Source organism: Streptomyces sp. NPDC054866 (assembly GCF_053610745.1).
The window spans coordinates 1,298,940-1,320,040 of record NZ_JBSGZA010000002.1; the positions used below are offsets into that span (position 1 = coordinate 1,298,940).

The following is a 21,101-nucleotide window of genomic DNA, read 5'->3' on the forward strand; positions in this document are numbered from 1 at the left end:
TCACATCGGGCAGGCACTACTCTTTGCGCCCGTCCACTCACTTAGGGTTGCAGTGGAACTCTCAAAATGGAACTCTCACAGACGAGTTACGGGAGCACGGGGTCTCCTTGCGCGCCCCGGGCCGTGCGCCCTCGTCCCGCCGGTCAATCGCGGGCACTCACGGATCGATCAACAAGAGAGGCCGAGAAGATGGCAGTTGGGCCTACCACCCGCCGACGCCAACTAGGCGCCGACCTCCGTCGTCTACGGGAACGCAAGGGCCTCACGCTGGAGGAAGCAGGCTCCCGCGTAGGCATCTCCAAAGCCACCCTCAGCCGATACGAGACCAAGGAGGGCACGGTCAAGTGGCCTGCGGTGGATGCCCTTTGTCGCGAGTACGATGCCGACGACGACGTACGTACGGCTCTGGTCGAACTCGCAAAGGGTGCTCGGATCCAAGGGTGGTGGCGCTCCCTGGCCGACCCCGTCCCCGAGTCCATGAACCTCATGCTGACCCTTGAGGACGAGGTGGTGCGCGAGGACCACTACGCATGCATGTACATCCCGGGCCTGTTCCAGACCAGGGCGTATGCCGAGGCCGTGCACCGGGCGTCAGAGATGGGCTGCTCGGACCGCGAGGTGCAGCACATGGTCGACATTCGCATGAAGCGACAGGAGATCCTTCAGCGCCCCGAGCCTCCCCACGTTTGGGCCGTCATCGACGAAGCTGCCGTCCACCGCGTCGTGGGTGGAGCCGACATCATGCGGGAGCAGCTCCAGCACCTCTTGGAGCTGGCCGAGACCCCACACGTGACGGTTCAGCTACTGCCGTTCTCGGCAGGCGCCCACGCAGCCGCCGTGGGAAGCTTCGCGCTTCTGCGGGGCCAGAGCCAGGACTTGGACGTTGTATACGTCGATCTCCTCGGAGGCGGGCTCTTCATGGAGAAGCCCCAAGAGCTCGAGCGGTACAGGTTGGCGTTCGATTACCTTCTTGCCCAGGCCCTTGATCTGCCATCATCCAGCCAAGCCATTCGCCGAATCCTCAGGGAGCTGTGATGGACGCCCGACGCCCTCTCCACTGGTTCAAGTCCTCCTACAGCGGGGGGTCCGGGACCGAATGCGTCGAGGTAGCAGTGACTGAGCACAGGGTCCTTGTGCGAGACTCCAAGCGCGCCACCCACGATCGACTCGCCGTCGAGCCGCACATCTGGACCAACTTCGTAGCATTCATACGAGACATACCGCGCCCCTGACCCTGACGACACTGCAGGCTTGGCTTGGCAACCCCCCTGCCCCCTGGCACAGTTGCTCGAACAAATCCAGCTCAGGGAGCAGAGGCAGACGGGGGCATGGGCCACACGAGGCGGCGCACAGCACTCGCAGTTGGGGCTCTCGTCCTCGGGACCGTGGCGTGGAAGTGGCCCGTCGGGCGGGACGACGCGGTCGATGCCACCCAGTTCACCATCGCCTTCTTCGCCACCCTCCTCACCGGCGAAGCCGTCATCTTCGCGCTCTCCTTTTCCGCCGCCAGTTCATGGCCCTCCCTCCGCGCCATAGACAGCCATATCGCCTTCAGGGAGTGGGTCCTTGCCGGTTGGGTGGCCGCCATGTTCACCGCGGGTGGGATCCTCGGGCAGAGTGAGCGGAGTACGACCTACGGGGCGCTCCTTTTCCTCCTCGCCAACTGCTTCGGAATCTTCTCGTTTGCGCGGCTGTTCGGGCTCGCCAGCATCGGTGGGCGCAATCGGCTGCTGCGGCGCACCCTCGCCCTCGGGCTCACCGAGCTGCGGGCTCGGCAGACACCCCTGGCGCAAGAACATCAGGGGCTCAGCGATGATCCCGTAGTCGCCTCCTACCTCGGCGCCCTCGATCAAGTCATCAGCGGCAACGACCCCAACGGCATACGCAATCTCGTACTTCAGCTGACCAGTACCCAAGCGCCTGCTCCCGTGAGCGAAGACATCGCCGCTCTCCACCTGGAAGTTCTGCACCGGCTCTGTCGTGCCGCGCTCGTGCGCGGTACCGATCCCGTCGTCGTGGTCGGGTGTGCAGAGTCGATCGTCGAATCCTTGATACAGCGCGTACGGAAGCTGCCCGATCCCGCCGTCGCGCTCGGTGAAGCCAGTCGGTATCTCGCCTGGCTCGGCAGCACAGCGACACTGATGTCCCAGCGCGGCATCGCCTCCAAGCGCGCCGCCCGGGAACTTGTCGCCACGTCGGTCGACAGCCGTCGGCTCGTTCTCCGCCAGGCCGACCCCGATCCGGTGTCCGTGAGCAGTTCCGCCGATATGGGGTCTGTCTTCGAGAGTCCGGAAGCCATGCTGCTCTGGGCTCAGGATTTCACCGAGTTTCATGGTTCGGATCAGGCTGGTGCCTTCTATGGGATCCACCAGTTCCTCACCGGACGGAAGTTCATGGGGAATTACTGGGACGGTGCATCCGTGTTGAGTGAGACTCGGGCCGTCCTGTACGGCAGCGTCAGCGACCCTCCGGCCGGCACTCCCGAGGCCCGGCGGTCGCGGGAACTCTTCGGCAGTCTCGCTGAGTTCGACCGTTTCTGGGCCCTCGTCTCCGTCAATGCCCTCGCGACCCTGCGCGACGTACGAGCCGAGCATCCTCCCGAGCTCATCCGGCCCGAGTTCACGCCCGACCCGCAGCTTCTCGGCGCGTATCTACGGACGTTCGCCAGTCATCGCTGGTTCGACACCGCCGCGGACGCACAGAAGGCTCTGCTGATTCTCATGGTGCGCAGCGACGGTTCCGACTCGCCCTGGGATCAGGTACAGCGGCGACGGGAGCGGTCAGTCATTCGTACGCCCGCTCCCCGCGCTGCGCCTCATGTCCGGCCCGCGGCCATGCTCCTCATCATCGCCGCGCGCTTGGCGCCCCTTGCCCCCGGCGATCCGGACCACGAACTCCGGTCCTTCCTCGGTGGGCTGTCCGCCCCCGCGCTGAACGCTGCGGCCGGTCTCGCGCATCGCGTCCTGCCCGGCGCCGCAGACTTCGATGATCCGCAAGAGGCGGTCGTCACCGGGTTGCGTGTTCTCCAGCTCGTCGGCGCACATACCGGGAGCGCGCCGTGAACTATGAGGAATGGGGTGCGGCCATCGACCGCATCGGCGCTGCCGACGTGCAGGCTGCCCTTGTCGTTCAGTGCAGCCTGGACTGGCTGAGGCCGGAACGGCTGCCCCTACGCAACGCAGTCGACGAGGCGCTCATCAAGGCCCAGTTGCGCGGGGACACTTCTCTGCGGATCACCCGCGTCCTGCTCCACAATCTTCCGGCCGTCGTCAGTGACGGGCCCGAGGGCCCGGCCATGGCGCAGTCCTTCAGCCAGTGGAACCACCGCCTCGCCGCGTCCGCCTCACTCCTCCAAGTGCCCTCCCCGCACATCCAGCGGCTCATCATCGAAGGAAGCGAATCTGGCGCATCCGTTCCGGATATGGTCGATGTCCAGGAAGAGGGCCGGTGGTGCGATGCGCCGCGCACCGATCAGGTCCTGCGGATCATCTCAAGGCCCGGTGCGACAACGCCTCTGACCAGTTACGACGTGAACCTGGATGGGCCGTTCAGCGATTCGGACCCGTCGGTCCACATGTGACACGTACGACGCGAAGGAGAGAGATTCCGTTGCCTTACGCACCCGAGACCGAGCAGGACCGCAAGTTCCTGGAGCAGGCCATCGCCATCTCCCGGAAGGCCCTGGAGGACGAGGGCAAGACACCCTTCGGCGCTGTCGTGGTGGTGCACGGGGAGGTCGCGGGCACGGGTACCAGCTCCGTCGTCGAGCTCCAGGACCCGTCCGCGCACGCCGAGGTCATGGCGTTGCGTGACGCGGGCAAGCGGCTCGGGAGTCATCTCATGGACGACGGCGTGATGTACGCGAGCAGTGAGCCCTGCCCTATGTGCCTCACCGCTTGCTACTGGGCCCGAATCCCCCGGCTCGTGTACGCCGCAACCAGCCACGACGTCGCCCTCAATGGCTTCGAAGACCTGCAGTTCTACCGCGAGTTGGCCCTCCCGAACCCAGAGCGGCAGCTGCTTGCCGAAGTGCCTGTGGCGGGCGAGCTGCGCTCCACTGCCGCGGGCGCTCTCGGCGAGTGGTCGGGCGCCCTGCCGTTCCCCGTGGAGCCGAAGCTCTGACCCTCCGGGGCAGGGGGCAGGGAGCCCGCCGGTCAGTGGAAGCAGCGTTGAGTAACGGGCTAGCCGTAGCACCTGGTCGTAGTAGAGGACCGTGCCACCGCCCTCTGCGTCAGTTTTCGAGACCATCAACTCCGCCCTGTCCCGGTGCCGGACGGACACGGACACACGGAAGAGGGCCCGCTCATGGCGGGCCCTCTTCCATGTGGTGCTTGAGAGGTGCGTCAGTCGTTGTCGTTGTCGTGGTCGTCGTGGCTGCCTGCCCCGTAGCCCGCGGCATGGGTGATTCCGGCCGGGCCGCCCAGGTTCTCGTAGGCGAAGCCTCGATGCCAGCCCCCGTCGTGGTGGCCGCCTTCGGCGTGGCCGGCGGCCTTGGTGATTCCGGCGGGGCCGCCGAGGTTCTCGTAGGCGAAGCCGGCCCGCCAGCCCCTGTCGTGGTCGTCGTCGGCGAGGGCGGTGCCGCTGGCGCCCAGCACTGCGGTGGCGGCGAGAGCGGTGACAGCCAAGGCGGTACGAATACGCATGGGGTCCCTTTCAGGTACGTGATCATCGCGATCATGGGGGTGTGTCCAAGGGACTGCCCTCTTCCCCGACCGCACAGACCCTGCCCCGCCGCATTTCACCCGGACAGCCGCCGACCGCCGCCCGACCGCCGCGGACGGGCGCCTACCGCCGTGGACGGGCGCTGAGCTCCGCGGACGGGCGCACACGTCGCCTGTCTATCCGACCCTCTCGTCCCAGTCGATCCGGTGCTCGAACTGCCACGCCCCCCACACCGCTCCCCCCGCCCCGCCCACCTTCGTCGCCACCGGCAGCAGGGCGTCTCGGAGGACTCGGCTCACTGGGCCCGCCGGCTTCGGCGTAGCTGTGCGGGCTGCCGCCGACGTGGCCGTCGCCGTCGCCGTCGTGTGTTTCAGGATGCGGTCCACCCTGGGGCGGCGCAGGGTCTCGTACGCCTTGAACGCCTTGCCCGGGGGCAAGTCCCTTAGGCAGCGGGCCAGTTCCACCGCGCTCTCCGATGCCAGCGACGCACCCTGGCCCGATGTCGGTGGCGTCGCGTGTGCCGCGTCGCCGATCAGGGTCATGCGGCCCCGGCTCCACGTCTGGATCGGGGGCATCGTTTCCGTGGGGCCTGTGATCAGCAAGTCCTCCGCGGGCGTGTCCCGCACCAAGTCCGGCGCCGCGGTGCGGTCGGCCGCGAACGCCTCCCCCAGGCGCTTCAGCCACTCCCCCGCACCCACCGCCTGCGCCTCCGCCGACGTCATCGGCTCCCGGTGCGGCAGGTTCGCGAACCAGGCCGCCGAACCGTCGTCGAAGATCTGGTAGGCGAAGTACGCCCTCTTGCCGTAGCACATGTACAACACCCCCTCCGTTGAAGGGAGTTCCGTACTCGGTACGCGTGCCGTGAAGGTGAGCGTTCCCGCATAGTGCGGCTTCGGGATCGACGGGTCGATCAGCGTGCGCACCGTCGAGCGCAAGCCGTCCGCGCCGATCAGGACGTCCGCCCTCGCCAGTGAGCCGTCCGAGAAACGGGCCGTCACCCCCGTGCCCGTGTCCGTCGCGTCCAGCAGCCGCTTGCCCCGGAAAATGGGAATCGCGCGGCGTTCCGCCTCCGCCGCGATCGTCTCGTGCAGCTCCGTCCGCCAGACGAAGCGTGTGGTGGGGAGGTCAGCGGGCGGGGCCAGTTGGGCCAGGTGCCTGCCCGTCCAGCTACGCAGGCCAAGGGCCGTCACCGGGGTGCCGATGGCGCTCACCGTCTCCGCCGCGTCGATCGCCTCCAGCGCCTGAATGCCGTTCGGGGCGATCGTCATCCCACCGCCCCGGCCACTCGACTTGGCGTCGTACGTCTCGTACGTCTCGTGCGCCTCGTACACCGTCGCCTCGATGCCCGCCTTGCGCAGCGCCATCGCCGCCACCTGGCCTGCGATGCCACCCCCGATGACCAGGGCGGTTCGGGTGCGGCTGGTGCGGTGGTCAGGAGTGGTTCGCGCGGTCATCTCTACTATCGGTCCCTCGTCGGTGCGCCTTCGGTCGCGCCGCTCGGCCGCAGCGCGCACCCTCACCAACCTACGCGGCGCGGGCCCCCTCGCCGCAAGGCTTCCCGGCAGCGCGTTAGCCTCGGCGACGGACCATCGAGGGACGTATCGGCTGCAAGCGTCAGTTGGAAGCATCAGCTGGCAGCCGTGGAAGTGGAAGCGAGGCAGGCATGGCACAGGTACCCGCAGCAGCAGTGGCCGCCAGTGGGCTCGTCGGCGGGTTCGCCGTCGCCCGGTGGACCAAGAAGCGGCCGCTCGGTGGCGTCGTTCTCGCCGCCGCGGGAGCCGCCGCCGCTCAGCAGTGGCGTGCCACTGCGGGAGGCAAGACCGCCGCCGCGCTCAGTGCCACTTACGTCGCCGCCTTCGCCGGGTCGCATCCGCTCGCCAAGAAGGTCGGGGCCTGGCCCGCCGTCTTCGCGGTCGCGGGGGGTGTGGGGCTTGCCTCTTGGGTGCTTGCCGATCGGCGCCAGGCGTCCGTCTGAACTCGCTCAGGCTTCCTCGGCATCCCTGGACTCGCTCAGGCCTCGGTACCCCTGAAGTTCAGGCCTCGGTATCCCTGAACAAGCGCGCGAACCCCGCCACCGCTAGCACCCCCGCCCCCATCACAAGCACGAAGAACCCCCACGCCAGCGGCCACACCGCCGCGTCCGGCTCCGGGTGGCTGTCGAACGAGACGTACATCAGCGTCGCCGGCGGGCCCGCCACGATCAGCAGCGCCAGGCCGAGGCGGTCGCGGAAGCCGAAGTAGGCCGCCAGGGACAGCATCGCGACGGTCAGGCCGGCGATCCCGAGCGCCGTTACCGGTGACGTCTCGTTGATCGCCCCGGGCGTTTCAGGGCGGTTGCGCAGGTCCCAGGGCAGGCAGAGGAGGTACGCCGCTGCCGCGAGGCCCGCGCCGACGGCGCGCGTCGTCCAGCGCCTCAGCGGAGGGCTCCCGGGCAGGGGCTTCAGCAGGTTCCGCGCACTGATGGGGCTCAGTTCGTGGCGCGGGCTCATGCGCCGGCCTATGCGGCGCGGACTCATGCGCGGGCTCATGTTCATCGACTTTGCCGTCATGCGGACGAGCCTGCCGACCCGGCCGGGGGCGCGACAGAGTACGCGTACTCAGAACGGGACTCCTCACGCGCCGGAGCGGTCAGCCCCGGGTCCCCCTGAACGTCACCCGGTACGCCCCCGGCGACACCCCCAGCCCCGCCTGGAAGTGCTGCCTCAGCGACGCGCCCGTGCCGAAGCCCGCATCCGCCGCAATGCGGTCGACCGTGCGGTCCGTCTCCTCCAGGAGCTCGCGGGCCCGGTCCACGCGGCGCTGGGTCAGCCACTGCATCGGCGTCAGGCCCGTCTCCTCGCGGAAGCGGCGGCTGAAGGTGCGCACGCTCATCGACTCCCGCTCGGCCATCTCGGCCAGCGTCAAGGGCTCGGACAGGCGCTGCTGGGCCCACTCCCTGGCCCGGCCCGTCGACGTCAGGCGGGGCTCCGCCACCGGGCGCCGGATGTACTGGGCCTGGCCGCCCTCGCGGTGCGGGGGTACGACATTGCGGCGGGCCACGTCTGCCGCGACCGCCGCCCCGTGATCGCCACGGATCATGTGCAGGCACAGGTCGATGCCCGCCGCCTCGCCCGCGGAGGTGAGGACCGGGCCCTCGTCCACGTACAGGACGTCCGGGTCCACCGTCACGGTCGGGAACGTACGGGCGAAGAGGTCCGCCGAGAGCCAGTGCGTCGTCGCCCTGCGGCCGTCCAGCAGGCCCGCTGCCGCGAGGACGAAGGCGCCGGTGCAGATGGAGGCGATACGGGCGCCGGTGGCGGACTCCAGCGCGCCCGCCAGCGCAGGCGAAAGGCCGCCCGGCCCCAGCGACTCGTCCTCCTCGTGCGATGCCGGGACGATCACCGTGTCCGCGGCGGCCAGCACTTCGGGGCCGTGCTCGGCGTGGACGGGGAAGTCGGCGTCCGTGCGGATGAGGCCGGGGGTCAGGGCGCAGGTCGTCAGGTCGTAGAGGCGCGCGCCCTGTGCCGAGCGGGCGTTGCCGAACAGCTGGTGGACCAGGCCGAGTTCCATGGGCAGCACGCCGTCGCGCACGAGCACGGCCACCCGGTGGCCGCCCACTGCTTCCTCTCCGCTCATGCCCCGGATCTTCCCATCCGCATCACCCGGAGGCCTTCGCCTCCGAAAGCGGCCGCGCGATGTCCTCCAGCGACCGCCTCTCCGCCTTCACCGCGAACACCGCCGCCACAAGTCCCGCCGCGCACATCAGGCCCGCCCCGATCTGGAAGGCGAGCACCGTGTCGCCGACGACGCCGGACTCGGTCAGCTTGGCGAAGATCAGCGGGCCGCTGATGCCGCCGGCCGCCGTGCCGATGGCGTAGAAGAAGGCGATCGCCATGGCACGGGTCTCCATCGGGAAGATCTCGGAAACCGTGAGGTACGCGCTGCTCGCGCCCGCCGACGCGAAGAAGAGCACCACGCACCAGCAGGCCGTGAGCGTCGCCGCGCTGAGCGAACCACGGTCGAAGAGCCAGGCCGTGCCGAAGAGCAGGACGCCCGACACGATGTACGTCGACGAGATCATGATCCGGCGGCCGACCGTATCGAAGAGCTTGCCGAGGAAGAGCGGGCCCAGGAAGTTGCCCGCGGCGATGACGGCGAAGTAGTAACCCGTGCTGCCGGAGGGGACGTCGAAGAACTTGGTGAGGATCGCGCCGAAGCCGAAGGTGATCGCGTTGTAGAGGAACGCCTGGCCGATGAAGAGGGACAGGCCGAGCACCGCGCGCTTGGGATAGTCGCGGAAGACGGTCCTGGCGATGAGGCCGAAGCCGATGCTCTTGCGCTGGTGGATGGTGATCTCACGGTCGGGCGGCGGCAGGCGTTCGCCCTTCTCCTCCTCGATCTCCCGCTCCACCGACGTGACGAGGGCGTCCGCCTTCTCGCCGTGGCCGTGGATGAACTGCCAGCGCGGGCTCTCCGGCACATGGCGCCGTACGAGCAGGATCACCAGGCCGAGTACGACGCCGAGGGCGAAGGTGAGCCGCCAGCCGACGTCCTTCGGGAAGATGCTGGTGTTCAGCATGACGACCGAGAGCAGCGAACCGCCGATCGCGCCCAGCCAGTAGCTGCCGTTGATGATCAGGTCCACGCGGCCGCGGTACTTGGACGGGATCAGTTCGTCGATGGCCGAGTTGATGGCCGCGTACTCGCCGCCGATGCCGAAGCCGGTGAGGAACCGGAAGAGGAAGAACCACCAGGCGTCGAAGGAGAGCGCGGTGAGCGCGGTGGCGCCGAGGTACACCGCGAGGGTGACCATGAAGAGCTTCTTCCGGCCGAACTTGTCGGTGAGGCGGCCGAAGAAGAGGGCGCCCGCGCAGGCTCCCGCCACGTACAGGGCGGCGGCGGTGCCGGTGATCTGGGCGGAGCTGATGGCGAGGCCGCTGCCCTCCTCGGAGAGGCGGCTCGCGATGTTGCCGACGACGGTGACCTCAAGGCCGTCCAGGATCCAGACCGTGCCGAGGCCGATCACGATCATCCAGTGCCAGCGGGACCAGGGCAGCCGGTCGAGACGGGCGGGCACGGCGGTGGTGACGGTGCCGGTCTCGCCGTCGGTGCGCTTCCGGTCGGGCGGCGGCGGGGCGGGCGTGGACGACGCGGTCATGGCGGGCGGCTCCTTCCGCTGCTCCCACGTCGCGGCCTGCTGCTCCCGCAGCTCGGGCGACGGCCCTCTCGGCGTCGAGAGAACTCCTCCAGAGTGCCCAGCAACCGCGCCCTCACGCCCACTGAAGCCGCCGGGCGCCGCACCCACGCGGGTCCGCCACCGCCCCGCCCACCCGCCTACGCCCCCAACGCGTGCGACACCGTATAGATCGCGAGCCCCGCCAACGCCCCCACCACCGTGCCGTTGATCCGGATGAACTGGAGGTCGCGGCCGATGTGGGCCTCGATCTTCTTCGACGTGTGCTCAGCGTCCCAGCCCGCGACCGTGTCGGTGATGAGGGAGGTGATCTCGTCGCGGTACGTCGTCACCACGTACACCGCGGCGCCCTCGACCCAGCCGTCCACCTTCTGCTGGAGCCGTGCGTCGGTCGCCATCCGCGCGCCGAGCGAGAGCAGCGAGGCCCGCACCCTCAGGCGCAGCTCGCTGCGCTCGTCCTCGGCGGCGGCCACGATCATCTGGCGCACCGCCGACCAGGCGGAGGCGATCAGGTCCTGCACCTCGCCGCGGCCGAGCACCTCACGCTTGAGGCGCTCCACGCGCTCGCGGGTGTCGGAGTCCGACTGGAGGTCGGCGGCGAAGTCGGCGAGGAAGCGGTCGACGGCGCCGCGGGCGGGGTGCTCGGGCATGTCCCGCATCTCGGCGAGGAAGCGGAGCAGTTCCTTGTAGACGCGCTCGCCGACCTTCTTGTCGACGAACCGCGGGGTCCAGCCGGGGGCGCCGCCCTGCACCGCGTCCATGACCGACTCGTCGTGCTCGACCAGCCAGTCGTGGGCGCGTACGCAGACGAGGTCGACGACCCGCCGGTGGCCGCCGTCCGCGACGACCTTCTCCAGCATCTTCCCGATGCCCGGCGCGATCTCCTGGGCATCCGCGCGGCGTGTGATGGCCTCGCCGACGACCGCCTGGACGTCCGAGTCGCGCAGGACCGTCAGGGCGCCGCGCAGCGCCGTGGCCAGCTCGGCCGTCACCCGGTCGGCGTGTTCGGGGTCCGCCAGCCAGGTGCCGAGGCGGCTGCCGATGCCCACCGCGCGCAGCCGGCCTCGTACGACATCGGAGGAGAGGAAGTTCTCACCCACGAAGTCGCCGAGAGAGGCGCCCAGTTGGTCCTTCTTGTTCGGGATGATCGCCGTGTGCGGAATGGGCAGGCCGAGCGGGTGGCGGAAGAGCGCCGTCACCGCGAACCAGTCGGCGAGCGCGCCGACCATGCCTGCCTCGGCCGCCGCCGCGACATAGCCCGCCCAGGCGCCCGCGCCGGAGTTCTGGGCCCACTTGGCGAGTACGTAGACGAGCGCGACGAAGACGAGGAGGCCCGTCGCCGTGATCTTCATCCGGCGGACGCCGCGCCGCTTCTCCTCGTCGGCGGGGCTGTACGTGAAACCACCGCCCGTGCCGGGGCCGGACGGGACGCCGCTTGGAGGGCGGGGCCCGCGGGCATGCTGTCCGGCAGCATCCGCTTCGGGCGCACCCTCCGGGATTGATCGACTAGTACGTTCCACTCACTCCACCTGGCCCGTTCGCGTGGTTCGCGGCGTCCTCATACGTATTGTCCCCGTCTCTCTGCGTCCCTTCCTGACCGACTCCTGGAACGGACCACAAGTTCCCGGCGTCTGAATGGTCGGAGGGGGGCAGTGTCGGCCGCCTCACGGCCCATGACGCATCATGGGGTGATCACATCGGAGCCTCGATCAGGCTCCCCCTGCTCGAGGAGACACAGCCCGCATGACCAAGCGTCACGGTTATGCCCTGCTTGCCGCGGTCCTCGCGGTAATAGTGGTGATTTCCGCCGCCATATACCTCGGTGTATCCACCGACGACGGATCTCAGGACACCATCAGCGCGGGGCCCCGCAGCCCGCGCAACTCCGCGGCTCCCGCCTCCGCCGGAACGTGGGTCGGCTCCTGGGCCGCATCCCCCGCGGCCGCCGAACCAAACACGCACCGCAACGGCTTCGCGGGCCGCTCCATCCGCAATGTCGTGCACACCAGCGTCGGCGGCGACAGCGCCCGCATCACCCTGTCGAACCTGTACGGACAGACCCCGCTGAGCATCACCCACGCCTCCATCGCCGTCGCCGTGGGTGCGAACAACCCGGCGGCCGCTCCGGGCACCCTGCGCCGCCTGAACTTCAACGGCAACACGTCCGTGGTGATCCCCGCGGGCCAGCAGGTGACGAGCGACGCGGTCCGGCTGCGCGTGCCGCACGACGGCGACCTCCTGGTCACGACGTTCTCGCCGACCCCTTCGGGCCCGGTCACCTTCCACCCGCACGCGCGCCAGGTCAGCTACGTCGCCGAGGGCGACCGTACGGAGGACCCGAACGGCGCCGCGTACACCCAGCAGAGCACCTCCTGGCGCTACCTCTCGGCCGTGGACGTCCTGTCCAACGAGTCGGACGGCACCGTCGTCGTCTTCGGTGACTCGCTCACCGACGGCATCTCCTCCACGATGGGCGCCAACGCCCGCTGGACGGACACCCTCGCCGACCGCCTCCGCGACGAGTCGGGCGCCCCGCGCTACGGCGTCGTGAACGAGGGGATCAGCGGCAACCGCATCCTCTCGGACGGCAACGGCACCCCGGCGGACAACCCGAGCGGCCTCACGCGCTTCGACCGTGACGTGCTCGACCGGACGGGCGTCAAGGCCGTCGTCGTCGCGCTCGGTGTCAACGACATCCTGCGCAACCCGCACCAGAACAACCCCGACCGCATCGTCGAGGGCCTGCGGGAGCTGACGCGCCAGGCGCACACGCGCGGTCTTCGGGTCGTCGGGGCGACCCTGATGCCCTTCGGCGGGCACCGGGGGTACGAGCCCGAGCTGGAGAACGTGCGCCAGGCGGTGAACGAGCAGATCCGCGACGGCAAGGTCTTCGACGAGTTCGTCGACTTCGACCGTGCGCTGCGGGATCCGTACGACCCCCGCAAGCTGCGCGGCGAGTACGACTCGGGCGATCACCTGCACCCGAGCGACTCGGGCTACCGGAAGATGGCCGAGACGTTCAACCTGGCGCACCTGCGGGGCTCCGCGGCCGCCGAGCTCTAGGCCCGGCCGCTGTTCGCCCCAAGCCGCTAGTCGCGAGTCGCTAGTCGCCGCTTCCGGCGCCGTAGTCACCCGGCGCCGGATGCGAGGAGTCGGACCTGCGGTGCAGCTCCCCGTGCCGCTTCCGCCGCTGCTCCCCCCGGTCTCCTCGCTCCCCCCGCTCTCCCCGCTCCAGCTGCGCCGCCCGCCGCTCCTCACGCCGCTCCAGCTTCTCGCGGCGGCGCTCCTCCTTGATCCGCAGGCGCTCCGCCCGCGGCAGCTTGCGCTCCACGCCGACCCCGCCCATCAGCGCGAAGCCCGTGACCACCACGCGCGGGGAGCCGGGCGTACCCTCGCCCGTGGCCTTGTCGTCGAAGCCGCCCATGATCCCGAAGCCCTTGACCTGGACGTTCAGCTCGGGCGGCACGGTGACCTGGATGCCGCCCATGATCGTGAAGCAGCGGATCTCCACGTCACGGTCCGCGAACCGCGCCTCGCGCAGGTCGATATCGCCGCCACCCCACATCGCGAACGCGGTGAACCGCGAGCCCACCGTCCAGCCGCCCTTGCGCATGAACCCGCTCCAGAACGCGAAGCCGCCCGTGGAGGTCGCCTCGCCGCCGACGCGGGACGGCCAGTCGATCTCGCCCTCGCGCGCGGAGCTCGGCTTCACCATGGAGAGCTTCGCGCCCGCCGCCGGCAGGTCCCGCGTGATCGGCTCCAGCTCGCCGTACGTACGCGCCTTGTACGTCGCGTCCAGGCGCTCCCCGAACTCCTCCATGTCCAGGCGGCCCTCGGCCACGGCTTCACGGAGTCGTTCGGCGACGCGCTCACGGTCGGCGTCGGCGGCCCGGAGGTCCGGGAGATGAGGCTGCTCGTCGGTCATACGAAGCAGCCTACGAGGTCGCCTTCTCCGCGTACATCTTGGCGATGACCGCCTCGATGTCGGGTTCCCTCACCGAGAGGTCGACCATCGGATAGCGGGCCGCGACCAGGGCGACAAGCGGAGCTGCGGACTCCGCCGCGGGGAAGGCGAGCCACTGCCGCGGGCCCTCCACCTTCACCACCCGCGCCGACTCCACCTCGATGGGCGGCAGTTCGCGCTCCAGGTCGACGACCAGGGTGCGCTCGCTCTCGCCCACCTCGTGCAACCCGGCGAGTGCGCCGTCGTACATCAGACGGCCGTGGTCGATGACCATCACCCGCTTGCAGAGCTGCTCGATGTCGGTCAGGTCATGGGTGGTGAGCAGGACCGTCGTGCCCGCCTCCGCGTTCAAGTCCCGCAGGAACTCACGGACCTTGGCCTTGCTGATCACGTCGAGGCCGATCGTCGGCTCGTCCAGGTACAGCACCTCCGGATCGTGCAGGAGCGCCGCCGCGATGTCACCGCGCATCCGCTGGCCGAGCGAGAGCTGACGCACCGGGACATCCAACAGGGCGCCCAGCTCCAGGAGTTCGACGCAGCGGTCAAGATTCTCCTTGAAGCGGGCGTCCGGGATCCGGTACATGCGGTGCATCAGGCGGTACGAGTCGATCAGCGGCAGGTCCCACCACAGGGTGGTGCGCTGGCCGAAGACCACGCCGATACGGCGCGCGAGGCGGGTGCGCTCACGGGACGGGTCGATGCCCGCGACCCTCAACCGGCCGCCGCTCGGGGTCAGGATCCCCGTCAGCATCTTGATCGTCGTGGACTTGCCCGCGCCGTTCGGACCGATGTAGCCGACCATCTCGCCGCGCGGCACGGTGAAGGAGATGCCGTCCACGGCACGCACCTCGTGCTTCTCGCGCCGCAGGAAGCCCGTCTTCTTGCGTACGTCGAAGACCTTCTCGACGCCGTCCAGCTCAATGAGGTCTGTTTCCACGGCAGTTCAGCTCCCTGTGCTGCGGTACGAACGAAGGCCCGTGCGCCAGGCGAGGCCCGCGAGCGCGAGAAGGAGGACGGCCACCAGCGGCGGCGTGAACGCCACCCACGCCGGCAGGTCCAGCGGATAGGGCCGCCCAAGGACGTACAGGGCGGGGACCCAGTTCACGAAGGCCAGCGGCAACACGAAGGTCACCCCGCGCACCAGGTCCTTGGTGAAGACGGTCGGCGGGTACTGGAGCAGCGTGTTGCCGCCGTAGGTGAAGGCGCTCTGCACCTCGGCCGCGTCCTGCGCCAGGAACTGGAAGGCCCCGCCCGCCACCCACAGGGCCGCGAAGATCCCCGCACCACTGATCAGCATCAGCGGGATCATCAGGGCCTTCAGCGGGGTCCATTCGATGTCGAGGACGACGAGCGCGTACGTGAGGACGAGCGCGCCCTGGGCGACGCGCCCGATCCGGTGCAGCCCGAACCGGTCGGCGGCGACCTGCGCGATCACCGGGACGGGCCGCACCAGGAGCGTGTCGAGCGTGCCGTCCCTCACCCGCTTCCCAAGACGGTCCATGGACCCCATGGCGAGGTCGGTGAGCCCGAACGCGGTGCCTGACGCCCCGTACAGGAAGGCGATCTCGGGCAGCGAGTAGCCGCCGAGCCGGTCCACCTGGGAGAACATCAGCAGGATGGCCGCGAAGTCGAACGCGGTCACCGCCAGGTTGCCGAGAGCGGTCATCGCGAACGACAGGCGGTAGGCCATGAGGGAGCGGATCCACATGCCGGAGATCAGCCGGTAGGCGCGCAGCCCCTCCCGTGCCTGTGCCAGGTCAGCCACCCTGGACCACCACCCGTCGCGTGGCGACCGCCTGAAGCAGCCGTCCGGCCGTGAGGAGCGCCGCCGCCCAGCCGAGCTGGAAGGCGTACGTCTGGAGCAGGCCGACGCCGGTGTGCTTGCCGAGGAACACGTCGACGGGCACCTGGAGCAGCGCGGACCAGGGCAGGGCGCGGGCGAACTCGCCGAGCGCGCCGGGGAAGACGTTCAGCGGGAGCAGCATTCCCGAGAAGAAGACGCCCGCAAGCATCGCCATCTGGGTCACGCCCGCGCCGTCCATCAGCCAGAACGCGCAGAGCGCCACCAGGAAGCGGATCGCGAAGCTGACCACCACGCCGAGGAACACGGCGAGCAGGAAGGCGAACCAGCGCAGCGGCTCGGTGGGCAGCGCCAGGTCGAAGACGAGGGAGCCGACCGCCATCGGCGCGACACCGCGCCCGAGCAGCTGGAACAGGGAGCGGCCCACGTCGGTCGCCAGCCACCAGGCCTGGAGGTCGGCGGGCCGGTACAGGTCGATCGCGATGTCCCCGGTGCGGATCCGCTCGATCAGCTCGCCCTCGAAACCGCCGCCCATCAACGACATCACCGTGAGCAGCCCCTGCCCCAGCCACACGAACGTCAGGGCCTGCGACTGGTCGTAGCCGCCGAGCCCGGGCCTCTCGTCCCAGAGCGCGATGTACGTGTACGCCAGGATCAGCCCGAAGACGGTGTTGGTGAACACTCCCGCCATGGTGGCGATCCGATACGTGGCGTAACGCCTGAAGCCCGCTCGGGCGACGGCCGCGTACAAGCGGAACCGTCCTGTACGCACACGCATCCCCTTTAAGAGAGTCTTGACGACGACCTTGCCCGGTCCGGGCCAAAGGGACGGAGCCTAGTGCGGTCGTCATCGCTCGTGCCAGGCATTTTCGGCGCACGGCGCGTGCCTGGCAGGGAACGCATGAAGCGACAGTGTGCAATGGGTCGTACGAGGCGTACGTGACGTACGACGCGAACCGGGAGTTCCACGAGACATGAGCAGCGACGAGCCGCAGCAGCAGGGCGCCAAAGGATCCGAGGGATGGGCGCCCCGCGAACCCGTGGACGACCCGGAGGCCCCCGATGAGACCCCTGACGGTCCGGCGGCACCTGCCGCCGAAGGCGAGAAGGGCAAGAAGAAGCGCCCCAAGCGCAAGGGATGGCGGCGGATCTTCCCCACCTGGCGCATGGTGCTCGGCGGTTTCATCCTGCTGATCCTGCTGTGCGTCGGCGGCTTCGCCGCGGGCTACATGATCGTCGACATCCCGCCGGCCAACGCGGCGGCCACCGCGCAGAGCAACGTCTACCTCTACGCCGACGGCAGCCAACTGGCCCGCGACGGCGAGGTCAACCGCGAGAACGTCCCGCTGAGCCAGATCCCCAAGGAAGTCCAGCACGCCGCGCTCGCCGCCGAGGACCGCGACTTCTACAGCGAGTCAGCGGTCGACCCGAAGGCAATGATCCGCGCCGCCTACAACACCGTCACCGGCAAGGGAAAACAGTCCGGTTCGACGATCACCCAGCAGTTCGTGAAGAACTACTACCTCGGCCAGGAACAGACGATCACCCGCAAGGCCAAGGAATTCTTCATCTCCATCAAGCTGGACCGCGAGGTGAGCAAGGACGACATCCTCGCCGGGTATCTGAACACCAGCTACTTCGGGCGCAACGCGTACGGCGTGCAGGCCGCGTCCCAGGCGTACTTCGGCAAGGACGTCAAGAATCTGAACACCGCCCAGGGCGCCTACCTGGCGACGCTCCTCAACTCCCCCAACGCGTACGACGTGGCGACGCACCCGGAGAACAAGCAGCGTGCCGTGGGCCGCTGGAACTACGTCCTTGACGGCATGGTCAAGGAGGGCTGGCTCAGCGCCGCCGACCGCGCGAAGACCAAGTTCCCGGCGCCGAAGGAGGCCAAGGGCGCGTCCAGCCTCTCCGGGCAGCGCGGATACCTCGTCGACGCCGTCGAGGACTATCTGACGGCCAACGACATCGTCGACGAGGACACCCTGGACAAGGGCGGCTACCGCATCACCACCACCCTCCAGAAGGACCGCCAGGACGCCTTCAAGAAGGCCGTCGACGACCAGGTGATGTCCAAGGTCGACAAGGACGCCCGCAAGGTCGACCGCAACGTCCGCGCGGGCGGCGCCTCCATCGACCCGAAGACCGGCAAGGTCGTCGCGATGTACGGCGGCATCGACTACACGAAGCAGTACGTCAACAACGCCACACGCCGCGACTACCAAGTGGGCTCCACCTTCAAGCCGTTCGTCTTCACCTCGGCGGTGGAGAACGGCTCGGTCACCCAGGACGGCCGCCCGATCAACCCGAACACCATCTACGACGGCACCAACAAGCGCCCGGTGCAGGGCTGGGACGGCGGGACGTACGCCCCCGAGAACGAGGACGACGTCGACTACGGCGACATCACCGTCCGCACCGCCACCGACAAGTCCGTCAACTCGGTCTACGCGCAGATGGCCGTCGACGTCGGCTCGGACAAGGTCAAGGACACGGCGGTCGCCCTCGGCGTCCCCGAGACCACCCCCGACCTGACCGCGTCCCCGTCCATCGCGCTCGGCCCCTCGACGGCCTCCGTCCTGGACATGACGGAGGCGTACGCGACGCTCGCCAACCACGGCAAGCACCCCACGTACACGATGGTCGAGCGGGTCACCAAGGACGGCCAGGAGGTCGAACTGCCGGAGCAGAAGACCGCGCAGGCCGTCAGCCGCGAGGCCGCCGACACCACCACGTCCATCCTGCAGAGCGTCGTCGACGGCGGCACCGGCACGGCCGCGCAGGCAGCGGGCCGCCCCGCGGCGGGCAAGACAGGCACCGCCGAGGAGGACAAGGCGGCCTGGTTCGCGGGCTACACCCCCGAACTCGCCACCGTGGTCTCCGTGATGGGCCAGAACCCGGACACCGGCGCGCACACCCCGCTGTACGGGGCGCTCGGCCAGCCCCGCATCAACGGCGGCGCCTACCCGGCGCAGATCTGGGCGCAGTTCACCAGGGACGCCCTGGAGGGCGAGCCGTTGCAGGACTTCGACCTGCAACTGGAGGAGGGCGCCGACGTGCCGGTGGTCCCGGACCCCTCGGACGTCGAGGAGGACCCGGCCACCGGCGGCGCGGCCACGGGCGGCGACGACACGCAGGGCCAGGACGAGGGCCAGACCCAAGGGCAGGACCAAGGCCAGACCCAGGGTCAGGACCAGGGCCAGACGCAGGGCCAGGACCAGGGCCAGACCGAGGGGCAGGACCAAGGGCAGACGCAGGGCCAGACGGACGGCGGTGCCACCGTCGACGGCGGAGCGACCGACGGAGGCATTCCCACCGACCCCGGCACCGCCCAGGGCGGCCAGACCGACGGCTCCACCGTGGACGGCGGAACGGGCGACGACGCGGGAGCCATGGGCGGCCTCACGGAAGGCACGGCCGCCCGCCGCAAGGGCGAGACCGCCGGGTGGCCAGGGGCCTACTAGTGCCGGCCTGCTGGTGCCCCGAGTAGCGCCGGCCTACTAGTGCCCCGAAGTCGCCTTCAGACCCACGACGGCGACCAGCAGCAGCACGACGAAGAAGATCCGGGCGGCGGTGGCGGGCTCACCGAGCACCATCATCCCGACCACCGCCGCACCGGCCGCACCGATACCGACCCACACGCCGTACGCCGTACCGATGGGCAGCGTCTTGGCGGCGTGCGAGAGCAGCATCATGCTGGCGACGATCCCGAGTCCGGTGAACACGCTCGGCCACAGCCGCGTGAACCCCTCGGTGAACTTCATCCCGATCGACCAGCCCACTTCGAGCAGACCGGCGACGATCAACAGAACCCAGGCCACGACGGCACCTCCGACACGTAGAGACGCGAGAACGCGTCACTTCAATGGGGGTGCGTCGTCTTTGCGGAAACCCGGTACGGCGCGTCTCGTCGGGGTCCTTAAAAGGTAGCAAACGACACGGGTAAGGGGCTGGTGACGATGGTCACCAGCCCCTTACCCACACTCGTGCGCCTACGCGCCTACAGGTAGAGCCCCGTCGAATCCTCGGAGCCCTCGAACCGGTCGGCGGCCACGGCATGCAGATCGCGCTCGCGCATCAGCACGTACGCCACACCCCGCACCTCCACCTCGGCCCGGTCCTCCGGGTCGTACAGGACCCGGTCACCCGGCTCCACCGCGCGCACGTTCTGCCCGACGGCGACCACTTCCGCCCAGGCCAGACGCCTGCCGACAGCGGCGGTCGCGGGAATCAGGATGCCGCCGCCCGACTTGCGCTCGCCCTCGGCGGTGTCCTGCCGCACGAGCACACGGTCGTGCAGCATCCGGATGGGCAGCTTGTCGTCGTGGGTGCTGTGTCCCTGGCTTTTGGCGCTCACGCCCCGAACCTACCTGCCGAAGGACCTCCCGGACGATGCCGGGTCAGTCCTTGCGGCGCCGCGAGCTCACCGCGAGCATCCCCACAAGCCCCACGACCACCAGCGCCACCGGCACGATGCGCTCCAGACGCGGCGCACCGTCCTCGGTCACCAACTGGCCCCGCACATCGGAGACCACGCGGTTCGCGCCGACGTACGCCCGCCCGAGGGAGTTGTCCACCCTGGCGACGACCTTGGCCTTCGCGTCACCCACGATCGTCTTCGGGTGGACCCGCACCCCGATCTCGTCGAGCGTCTCGGCGAGCGTCACGCGGCGGCGCTTGATGTCCGCCTCGATCTGCGCCGGGGTCCTGCTGTCCGACGTGTCCGACACCGCGCTGCCTCCGTGGTCGTGTCCGGCTGTCTGTTCCTTCTGTACGTGTCGCCGACAGTCTGTCAGCTCCGCGCGCACCGCACCCCACGGCACCCCTATTACGCTCGACTCCGTCACCACACGTTTTACGAGCACCCTGTGCGATACGAACTGCGATACGAACATCCTGTGCGAGGAGACCGAAGATGAGCGAGCGACTCACCCCCGGCGACACGGCCCCGGCCTTCACCCTGCCGGACGCGGACGGCAACGAGGTCTCCCTGGCCGCCCACAAGGGCCGCAAGGTCATCGTCTACTTCTACCCGGCCGCCCTCACCCCCGGCTGCACCAAGCAGGCCTGCGACTTCACCGACAACCTCGACGTCCTCGCGAGCGCGGGCTACGACGTCATCGGCGTGTCCCCCGACAAGCCGGAGAAGCTCGCGAAGTTCCGCGAGCAGGAGAACCTCAAGGTCACCCTGGTCGGCGACCCGTCCAAGGAGACCCTGGAGGCGTACGGCGCCTTCGGCGAGAAGAAGCTGTACGGCAAGACCGTGACCGGCGTCATCCGCTCCACGATCGTGGTCGACGAGGCGGGCAAGGTCGAGCACGCGTTCTACAACGTCAAGGCGACGGGCCACGTAGCAAAGATCATCAAGGACCTGGGCATCTGATCTGACCTCCCAGCCACCAAGACTGTGACGAAGCCCCCTTCAAGGGGGCTTTCGTTTGCATCGGCCATGTTCGAGCAAGTGATCCCTGGAGGACTGTTCGCAGAACGGAAGGATC

Annotated in this window: 22 protein-coding genes and 1 riboswitch; of the genes, 9 read left to right on the forward strand and 13 right to left on the reverse strand. The window is 69.2% G+C overall.

Going from position 1 to position 21,101, the window contains the following annotated elements:
- Positions 1 to 189: 189 nt before the first annotated feature.
- The 5 genes from ACWGI2_RS14500 (at position 190) to ACWGI2_RS14520 (ending at position 4,122) form a co-directional block, all read left to right on the forward strand.
- Entirely contained in the window at positions 190 to 1,035 is an 846-nt protein-coding gene (locus ACWGI2_RS14500) for a helix-turn-helix domain-containing protein (protein WP_453695540.1), read from the forward strand.
- Positions 1,035 to 1,232 carry a DUF397 domain-containing protein gene (locus ACWGI2_RS14505; RefSeq protein WP_453695542.1) on the forward strand — a complete coding sequence of 66 codons (198 nt, stop codon included), beginning with the start codon at positions 1,035 to 1,037 and terminating at the stop codon, positions 1,230 to 1,232. Before ACWGI2_RS14500 ends, ACWGI2_RS14505 begins: the two co-directional genes overlap by 1 nt.
- 354 nt (positions 1,233 to 1,586) lie before the next feature.
- A complete protein-coding gene (locus ACWGI2_RS14510) occupies positions 1,587 to 3,062 on the forward strand; it encodes a hypothetical protein (RefSeq protein WP_453695544.1) in 1,476 nt (491 codons plus the stop codon).
- On the forward strand, positions 3,059 to 3,580 hold the full coding sequence (locus tag ACWGI2_RS14515) for a hypothetical protein (RefSeq protein WP_453695545.1): 522 nt from the start codon (positions 3,059 to 3,061) through the stop codon (positions 3,578 to 3,580). The genes ACWGI2_RS14510 and ACWGI2_RS14515 overlap by 4 nt, the downstream gene beginning before the upstream one ends.
- 29 nt (positions 3,581 to 3,609) lie before the next feature.
- Positions 3,610 to 4,122 carry a nucleoside deaminase gene (locus tag ACWGI2_RS14520; protein ID WP_453695546.1) on the forward strand — a complete coding sequence of 171 codons (513 nt, stop codon included), beginning with the start codon at positions 3,610 to 3,612 and terminating at the stop codon, positions 4,120 to 4,122.
- Positions 4,123 to 4,343: 221 nt separating this feature from the next.
- Here the strand turns inward: ACWGI2_RS14520 and ACWGI2_RS14525 are convergent, their stop codons facing one another.
- Both ACWGI2_RS14525 and ACWGI2_RS14530 read right to left on the reverse strand, forming a co-directional pair.
- The gene (locus ACWGI2_RS14525; protein WP_453395739.1) at positions 4,344 to 4,643 is read right to left on the reverse strand and encodes a hypothetical protein; all 300 of its coding nucleotides are present in this window, start codon (positions 4,641 to 4,643) and stop codon (positions 4,344 to 4,346) included.
- A 195-nt stretch (positions 4,644 to 4,838) separates the two neighbouring features.
- Complete coding sequence (locus tag ACWGI2_RS14530) at positions 4,839 to 6,116, reverse strand: FAD-dependent oxidoreductase (RefSeq protein ID WP_453695548.1); 1,278 nt, start codon at positions 6,114 to 6,116, stop codon at positions 4,839 to 4,841.
- 209 nt (positions 6,117 to 6,325) lie between these two features.
- Between ACWGI2_RS14530 and ACWGI2_RS14535 the strand changes: the two genes are divergently transcribed.
- Entirely contained in the window at positions 6,326 to 6,637 is a 312-nt protein-coding gene (locus tag ACWGI2_RS14535) for a hypothetical protein (protein ID WP_453695549.1), read from the forward strand.
- Between the two features lie 58 nt (positions 6,638 to 6,695).
- Here the strand turns inward: ACWGI2_RS14535 and ACWGI2_RS14540 are convergent, their stop codons facing one another.
- The 4 genes from ACWGI2_RS14540 to ACWGI2_RS14555 all read right to left on the reverse strand — a co-directional run bounded on the left by ACWGI2_RS14540 (position 6,696) and on the right by ACWGI2_RS14555 (position 11,187).
- Positions 6,696 to 7,211 carry a hypothetical protein gene (locus ACWGI2_RS14540; protein WP_453695550.1) on the reverse strand — a complete coding sequence of 172 codons (516 nt, stop codon included), beginning with the start codon at positions 7,209 to 7,211 and terminating at the stop codon, positions 6,696 to 6,698.
- A gap of 79 nt (positions 7,212 to 7,290) precedes the next feature.
- Complete coding sequence (locus tag ACWGI2_RS14545; RefSeq protein WP_453695552.1) at positions 7,291 to 8,277, reverse strand: GlxA family transcriptional regulator; 987 nt, start codon at positions 8,275 to 8,277, stop codon at positions 7,291 to 7,293.
- 22 nt (positions 8,278 to 8,299) lie between these two features.
- On the reverse strand, positions 8,300 to 9,799 hold the full coding sequence (locus ACWGI2_RS14550; RefSeq protein ID WP_453695553.1) for an MFS transporter: 1,500 nt from the start codon (positions 9,797 to 9,799) through the stop codon (positions 8,300 to 8,302).
- A 176-nt stretch (positions 9,800 to 9,975) separates the two neighbouring features.
- Positions 9,976 to 11,187: a DUF445 domain-containing protein gene (locus tag ACWGI2_RS14555; protein WP_453395744.1), complete on the reverse strand. Its 1,212-nt coding sequence runs from the start codon at positions 11,185 to 11,187 to the stop codon at positions 9,976 to 9,978.
- 391 nt (positions 11,188 to 11,578) lie between these two features.
- On the opposite strand from ACWGI2_RS14555, the gene ACWGI2_RS14560 reads away from it, so the two are divergent.
- Positions 11,579 to 12,898: an SGNH/GDSL hydrolase family protein gene (locus ACWGI2_RS14560; RefSeq protein WP_453695554.1), complete on the forward strand. Its 1,320-nt coding sequence runs from the start codon at positions 11,579 to 11,581 to the stop codon at positions 12,896 to 12,898.
- Positions 12,899 to 12,938: 40 nt separating this feature from the next.
- Here ACWGI2_RS14560 and ACWGI2_RS14565 read toward each other — a convergent pair whose 3' ends face one another.
- From ACWGI2_RS14565 to ACWGI2_RS14580, 4 genes are read right to left on the reverse strand one after another with little or no spacing between them, the layout of a single operon-like run.
- Positions 12,939 to 13,760, reverse strand: coding sequence for a DUF1707 SHOCT-like domain-containing protein (locus ACWGI2_RS14565; RefSeq protein WP_453695556.1), 822 nt, complete (start codon positions 13,758 to 13,760; stop codon positions 12,939 to 12,941).
- A 10-nt stretch (positions 13,761 to 13,770) separates the two neighbouring features.
- Positions 13,771 to 14,736, reverse strand: a complete 966-nt coding sequence (locus tag ACWGI2_RS14570; RefSeq protein ID WP_453695557.1) for an ABC transporter ATP-binding protein — start codon at positions 14,734 to 14,736, stop codon at positions 13,771 to 13,773.
- Positions 14,737 to 14,742: 6 nt separating this feature from the next.
- Positions 14,743 to 15,507 (reverse strand): ABC transporter permease, encoded by a 765-nt coding sequence (locus ACWGI2_RS14575; protein ID WP_453695770.1) that lies wholly within the window; start codon positions 15,505 to 15,507, stop codon positions 14,743 to 14,745.
- 49 nt (positions 15,508 to 15,556) lie between these two features.
- Complete coding sequence (locus tag ACWGI2_RS14580; RefSeq protein WP_453695558.1) at positions 15,557 to 16,378, reverse strand: ABC transporter permease; 822 nt, start codon at positions 16,376 to 16,378, stop codon at positions 15,557 to 15,559.
- Positions 16,379 to 16,574: 196 nt separating this feature from the next.
- Here ACWGI2_RS14580 and ACWGI2_RS14585 point away from each other — a divergent pair, with 196 nt between their 5' ends.
- The gene (locus ACWGI2_RS14585) at positions 16,575 to 19,067 is read left to right on the forward strand and encodes a transglycosylase domain-containing protein (RefSeq protein WP_453695560.1); all 2,493 of its coding nucleotides are present in this window, start codon (positions 16,575 to 16,577) and stop codon (positions 19,065 to 19,067) included.
- Positions 19,068 to 19,103: 36 nt separating this feature from the next.
- Here the strand turns inward: ACWGI2_RS14585 and ACWGI2_RS14590 are convergent, their stop codons facing one another.
- The 3 genes from ACWGI2_RS14590 to ACWGI2_RS14600 form a co-directional block, all read right to left on the reverse strand.
- Complete coding sequence (locus ACWGI2_RS14590) at positions 19,104 to 19,424, reverse strand: DMT family transporter (RefSeq protein ID WP_160505255.1); 321 nt, start codon at positions 19,422 to 19,424, stop codon at positions 19,104 to 19,106.
- 49 nt (positions 19,425 to 19,473) lie between these two features.
- Positions 19,474 to 19,535: riboswitch (guanidine-III (ykkC-III) riboswitch) on the reverse strand.
- Between the two features lie 68 nt (positions 19,536 to 19,603).
- Positions 19,604 to 19,906 carry a GroES family chaperonin gene (locus tag ACWGI2_RS14595; RefSeq protein WP_190080540.1) on the reverse strand — a complete coding sequence of 101 codons (303 nt, stop codon included), beginning with the start codon at positions 19,904 to 19,906 and terminating at the stop codon, positions 19,604 to 19,606.
- 97 nt (positions 19,907 to 20,003) lie between these two features.
- Complete coding sequence (locus ACWGI2_RS14600) at positions 20,004 to 20,333, reverse strand: DUF3618 domain-containing protein (RefSeq protein WP_160505257.1); 330 nt, start codon at positions 20,331 to 20,333, stop codon at positions 20,004 to 20,006.
- 185 nt (positions 20,334 to 20,518) lie between these two features.
- Here ACWGI2_RS14600 and bcp point away from each other — a divergent pair, with 185 nt between their 5' ends.
- Positions 20,519 to 20,986 (forward strand): thioredoxin-dependent thiol peroxidase, encoded by a 468-nt coding sequence (gene bcp / locus ACWGI2_RS14605; RefSeq protein ID WP_351164763.1) that lies wholly within the window; start codon positions 20,519 to 20,521, stop codon positions 20,984 to 20,986.
- Positions 20,987 to 21,101 lie beyond the last annotated feature (115 nt).

What these genes read in the sequence shown, in the direction of transcription:
- ACWGI2_RS14500 (WP_453695540.1), top strand. Translation starts at nt 190, where the DNA reads ATGGCAGTTGGGCCTACCACCCGCCGACGCCAACTAGGCGCCGACCTC.
- ACWGI2_RS14505 (WP_453695542.1), top strand. Translation starts at nt 1,035, where the DNA reads ATGGACGCCCGACGCCCTCTCCACTGGTTCAAGTCCTCCTACAGCGGG.
- ACWGI2_RS14510 (WP_453695544.1), top strand. Translation starts at nt 1,587, where the DNA reads ATGTTCACCGCGGGTGGGATCCTCGGGCAGAGTGAGCGGAGTACGACC.
- ACWGI2_RS14525 (WP_453395739.1), bottom strand. Translation starts at nt 4,643, where the DNA reads ATGCGTATTCGTACCGCCTTGGCTGTCACCGCTCTCGCCGCCACCGCA.
- ACWGI2_RS14530 (WP_453695548.1), bottom strand. Translation starts at nt 6,116, where the DNA reads ATGACCGCGCGAACCACTCCTGACCACCGCACCAGCCGCACCCGAACC.
- ACWGI2_RS14535 (WP_453695549.1), top strand. Translation starts at nt 6,326, where the DNA reads ATGGCACAGGTACCCGCAGCAGCAGTGGCCGCCAGTGGGCTCGTCGGC.
- ACWGI2_RS14540 (WP_453695550.1), bottom strand. Translation starts at nt 7,211, where the DNA reads ATGACGGCAAAGTCGATGAACATGAGCCCGCGCATGAGTCCGCGCCGC.
- ACWGI2_RS14545 (WP_453695552.1), bottom strand. Translation starts at nt 8,277, where the DNA reads ATGAGCGGAGAGGAAGCAGTGGGCGGCCACCGGGTGGCCGTGCTCGTG.
- ACWGI2_RS14550 (WP_453695553.1), bottom strand. Translation starts at nt 9,799, where the DNA reads ATGACCGCGTCGTCCACGCCCGCCCCGCCGCCGCCCGACCGGAAGCGC.
- ACWGI2_RS14555 (WP_453395744.1), bottom strand. Translation starts at nt 11,187, where the DNA reads ATGAAGATCACGGCGACGGGCCTCCTCGTCTTCGTCGCGCTCGTCTAC.
- ACWGI2_RS14560 (WP_453695554.1), top strand. Translation starts at nt 11,579, where the DNA reads ATGACCAAGCGTCACGGTTATGCCCTGCTTGCCGCGGTCCTCGCGGTA.
- ACWGI2_RS14565 (WP_453695556.1), bottom strand. Translation starts at nt 13,760, where the DNA reads ATGACCGACGAGCAGCCTCATCTCCCGGACCTCCGGGCCGCCGACGCC.
- ACWGI2_RS14575 (WP_453695770.1), bottom strand. Translation starts at nt 15,507, where the DNA reads ATGTGGATCCGCTCCCTCATGGCCTACCGCCTGTCGTTCGCGATGACC.
- ACWGI2_RS14580 (WP_453695558.1), bottom strand. Translation starts at nt 16,378, where the DNA reads ATGCGTGTGCGTACAGGACGGTTCCGCTTGTACGCGGCCGTCGCCCGA.
- ACWGI2_RS14585 (WP_453695560.1), top strand. Translation starts at nt 16,575, where the DNA reads ATGAGCAGCGACGAGCCGCAGCAGCAGGGCGCCAAAGGATCCGAGGGA.
- ACWGI2_RS14595 (WP_190080540.1), bottom strand. Translation starts at nt 19,906, where the DNA reads ATGCTGCACGACCGTGTGCTCGTGCGGCAGGACACCGCCGAGGGCGAG.
- bcp (WP_351164763.1), top strand. Translation starts at nt 20,519, where the DNA reads ATGAGCGAGCGACTCACCCCCGGCGACACGGCCCCGGCCTTCACCCTG.